This window comes from Candidatus Infernicultor aquiphilus, assembly GCF_002784285.1.
Lineage (GTDB): Bacteria > Atribacterota > Phoenicimicrobiia > Phoenicimicrobiales > Phoenicimicrobiaceae > Infernicultor > Infernicultor aquiphilus.
Genome location: NZ_PFKO01000114.1, coordinates 1 through 4,757, shown reverse-complemented (window position 1 = coordinate 4,757; position 4,757 = coordinate 1). Strand labels below are relative to the sequence as shown.

The 4,757-nt window shown below is 32.5% G+C and carries 2 protein-coding genes; both read right to left on the bottom strand.

Annotated features, from left to right (window positions below; all coding sequences use genetic code 11):
• The coding region (carB, locus tag COZ07_RS03140) for a carbamoyl-phosphate synthase (glutamine-hydrolyzing) large subunit (protein ID WP_406607132.1) at nucleotides 1-3,172 on the bottom strand (3,172 nt) is incomplete at its 3' end.
• A complete protein-coding gene (gene carA, locus COZ07_RS03135) occupies nucleotides 3,172-4,245 on the bottom strand; it encodes a carbamoyl-phosphate synthase small subunit (RefSeq protein ID WP_406607131.1) in 1,074 nt (357 codons plus the stop codon). The genes carA and carB, both read right to left, overlap by 1 nt.
• Nucleotides 4,246-4,757: the final 512 nt, after the last annotated feature.

The following is a 4,757-nucleotide window of genomic DNA, read 5'->3' as shown; positions in this document are numbered from 1 at the left end:
TAACTTTTAAGTCTTTAAGCTCGGCATTATTCAACGCTTCTACCAATCTTTTAGCAAGTTTTATATTAGTTATCAAAGGAATATTAAAATCGACTGCTTTTCTCCGGATGAAATAATCATTATCTAATTCTTCCTTTTGAGCATTTTTAGGTATATTTATCACCAGATCAATTTTTTTATCAGCAATATAATTAAGTGTATTTGGTTTTTTATTTTCTAAAGGCCAATAAAGAACTTTCGCTTTAATGTTGTTAGCTCTCATAAAGTCAGCAGTTCCTTTGGTAGCGTAAAGCTTAAACCCCATTTTTTCAAGAATTTTAGAGCTTTCTAAAAACTCTGCCTTACTATCTATGGGGCCAGTAGATAACAAAACTGTTTTTTTAGGCATCTTAAAACCCACCGAAATAAGACTTTTTAAAAATGCTTCATTAAAATCATCACCCAAACAAGCAACCTCTCCGGTAGAAACCATTTCTACTCCTAAAACTGGGTCTGAACCCTTTAATCTAGTAAAGGAAAATTGCGGAGCCTTCACTCCTACATAATCTAAATCAAAAGGCGAAATATTTATTTTAGGCATATTTTTACCCATAATAATTTTAGTAGCTAAATCAATAAAATTTATTTTTAATACTTTAGAAACAAATGGAAAACTCCTGGAAGCTCTTAAATTACATTCAATTACCTTAATCTCATTGTCTTTGGCGATAAATTGCAAGTTAAAGGGGCCATTAATGCTTAAAGATTTTGCAATTTTTTGGGTAATTATTTTAATCTTTCTCATTGTTTCTAAATAAGTTCTCTGAGGAGGCAATACTATTGTGGCATCTCCCGAATGAACCCCTGCATTTTCAATATGTTCAGAAATAGCGTAACAATATACTTCTCCTTTATTAGCTACAGCATCTATCTCTATTTCTTTAGCTTTAACTATAAATTTACTGATTACTACCGGACGTTCCGGACTGATATCTGAAGCCTTTTTCAAATACTTTTTTAGCTCCCTTTTATTTAAAGCAATACTCATTGCAGCACCACTAAGGATATAACTTGATCTAATCATAACTGGGTAACCAACTCGGTTAGCGAATTTTTCTGCCTCTTCTAAGCTGGTTAGTTCTTCCCATATTGGTTGATCTATATTAAGATTATCCAGCAATTGAGAAAACTTATGCCGATCTTCAGCAATATCTATATTTACAGGATTAGTCCCCAATATTTTAACCCCCATTTTATGAAATTTTAGGGCTAAATTATTGGGTATTTGACCTCCCATTGATATTATTATTCCTAAAGGATTTTCTTTTTCGTATATATCCCATACCCTTTCAAAGGTAAGTTCATCAAAATATAGTTTATCACAGATATCATAATCAGTACTGACTGTCTCCGGATTATAATTTACCATTATAGCGTTATACTTTAAATCTTTTAAGGTTTTTACTGAATTAACACAGCACCAGTCAAATTCTACCGAAGAACCAATCTTATATGCCCCTCCACCTAAAACAATAACTTGTTTTTTATCTTTAAAATTAAAATCATCCTTGCAACCATTATAAGTTAAATACAAATAATTAGTCTTTGCGGGATACTCTGCAGCCAGGGTATCTATCTGTTTTACGTAAGGTACAATGCCTAATTTTTTCCTCTTTTCTCTCACTGCCAATTCATCAGTTTGAGTAAGCATTGCTATTTGAATATCAGAAAACCCTTTTTGCTTTGCTTCTTTTAGTAAATTTTCTGGCAATTCTTTTATTTGATATTGTTGCAACTTTCTTTCAATTTCTACAATATTTCTCATTTTATATAAAAACCAGGGGTCAACCTTAGAAAGCTGATAAATTTTTTCTATAGAATATCCTCTTTTTATTGCTTCCACGATAGCAAACATTCTTTTATCTGTTGGTTCTTTGAGTTCTGTGTTCAAATCTTTAAATTTAAGATTATTACCAACCAGACCATCTATCCCTATATCTAACATTCGAATTGCTTTTTGAAGCACCTCTTCATAACTCCTGCCAATAGCCATTATCTCCCCAACAGATTTCATCTCAGTATTTATATTCGAACTGACTTTTTTAAATTTTTGTAAATCCCATCTCGGATATTTAAGCACAATATAATCCAAAGCTGGTTCAAAACAAGCTGAAGTTTCCCTGGTAATAATATTATCTAATTCAGTTAAGCTATAACCTAAGGCTAATTTTGCCGCAATAAAGGCAAGAGGATAACCAGTAGCTTTAGAAGCTAAAGCAGAACTACGGCTTAACCTGGCATTAACCTCAATTATCCTATAATTTTGAGATTTTGGATTAAGAGCAAATTGCACATTACACTCACCAATAATACCTAAATGTCTTATTAATTTTATGGCAATAGATCTCAATTTAAAATTTTCAGCAGCAGTTAAAGTTTGTACCGGTGCAATTACTATACTTTCACCGGTATGAATCCCCATAGGGTCCACATTTTCCATAGAACAAACGGTTATGCAATTATTATAACCATCTCGGACAACTTCATATTCTATTTCTTTCCAACCATAAAGACATTTCTCAATTAAAATTTGTTTAGTAAAAGAAAATGCTTTTTCCGCAATCTTTTCTAATTGTTCCCTGCTATGTGCTATGCCAGAACCTAAGCCACCCAGGGCATAGGCTATTCTACACATAATTGGATAACCTATTTGTTCTGCCGCCTTTAATGCTTCTTCTACATTGGCCACTGAACTACTTAAAGGGGTTTTAAGATCTATTTCTTGTAATTTTTTTTTGAATAATTCTCTGTCCTCTGTGTTTTGAATTGCCTCCACAGAAGTCCCTAATACCTCTACTTTATATTTTTTAAATATATCCCTGGTAAATAATTCAACTCCTACATTTAAGGCAGTTTGACCTCCAAATCCCAATAATATTCCTTCGGGTCTTTCTTTTTCAATTATTTTCTCTACAAAGTAAGCATCAACAGGAAGAAAATATATTTTATTAGCCAAATATTCAGAAGTTTGAACAGTAGCAATATTTGGATTAACCAAGATTGTTTTAACTTCCTCTTCTTTTAAGGCCTTTATCGCCTGGCTTCCAGAATAATCAAATTCGCCGGCTTCTCCAATCTTTATTGCACCTGAACCTAAAATTAATACTTTTTTAAACTTTCTTTTTTTCATCATCATCTGATTGCCCTCAAAAATATATCAAAGATAAACTCTGCATCATCCGGTCCGGGAGAGGATTCAGGATGAAATTGTACTCCAAAAAATGGCTTAGAAATATGAATTATACCTTCATTGGTCTTATCATTATTATTATAAAACCACTCTCTCCAATCCTTAGGCAGCGTATCTGAATCAATAGCATAACTATGGTTTTGAGAAGTGATATAGCAGCGATTAGTTCCTACCTCCATACAAGGTTGATTTTGACTTCTATGACCATATTTTAATTTATAGGTATTTGCTCCAGCAGCAAGCCCTAAAATTTGAGAACCAAGACAGATCCCCAGAATAGGAATATTCTTTAAGAAAGCTTTTTTAACCAACTCTATCGTCTCCCTACATTTTTTTGGATCTCCTGGACCATTAGATAATATGATGCCATCTACCTTTTCTTCTAAAAAATTATAATTCCAGGGTACCCTAATAACAGTAATATTTCTCTTTAGAAATGATCTAATAATATTATTCTTTACCCCGCAATCCACAACCAACACTCTTCTCTTGCCCTTTTTATATATTATTGGCTTTTTTACACTAACTTCTGATGCCAAATTTCTTTGGTTTGAATCTTCAAATTCAATCTTCTCTTTATCGTAAACAATCTTTCCCAACATAGTTCCTTTTTTTCTAATCTTTTTGGTGAGTTCTCTAGTATCTATTCCGTATATTCCTGGAATATCATATTCCTTCATCCACTGAGCTAAAGATTTCTTTGCATTCCAATGGGAATAATTTTCTGAGCAATTTGTCACCACTAATCCTTGAACTTGTATTTTATCTGATTCAAAATATTTCAATAGACCATCTTTTTTTTCGTAACCTGGAACTCCATAATTTCCTATTAAAGGGTAAGTAAAAATTAATATTTGTCCACGATAAGAAGGGTCGGTTAAACTTTCCGGATAACCGATCATTCCCGTATTGAATACTACTTCTCCTGATACCTCTCTTTTACTTCCAAAGGCATAGCCTTGAAAAACAGAACCATCTTCTAATATAAGTTTAACAGCTTGCTTATTTTGATACACATCAAACCCACTTTTTATTTATAAAAAATCCCGCCCCTGATAATCTCTTTATCGATTATCATAAGGGACGAGATTGATAAAATTTCCCGTGGTGCCACACCGGTGTTGACTAAATAATAATCTCCCTCTTAAAATAAAAAATCCCGCCCCTTTGACAATTTTCACTATCATAAAAGGACGAGATGAAATCTCGCGGTACCACCTGGGATTGGATAAATTATTTACCCCACTCATTAGAAGTTTTTAAAGGTAACTATCCTATTATTATTGAGGCTCTATTTTTAGTTATTCTTTTTAAGATACTTTCACCAGTTGTATCTCTCTCTTTTTGACTAAGAAATAACTTACTTTCCTCGTTAAAATATTCTTTTTTAATATTTGGAAATTATGATACATTAAAATTTTACTATTGTCAAATTTTTTTTGTGCGTGTCTGTGTCAATACTTTGGGGGTAGTTTTCTTTAGGGAAAAAATTTCTTCTGGTTTTGGGTAGACCTACCCTTTGCTTGAT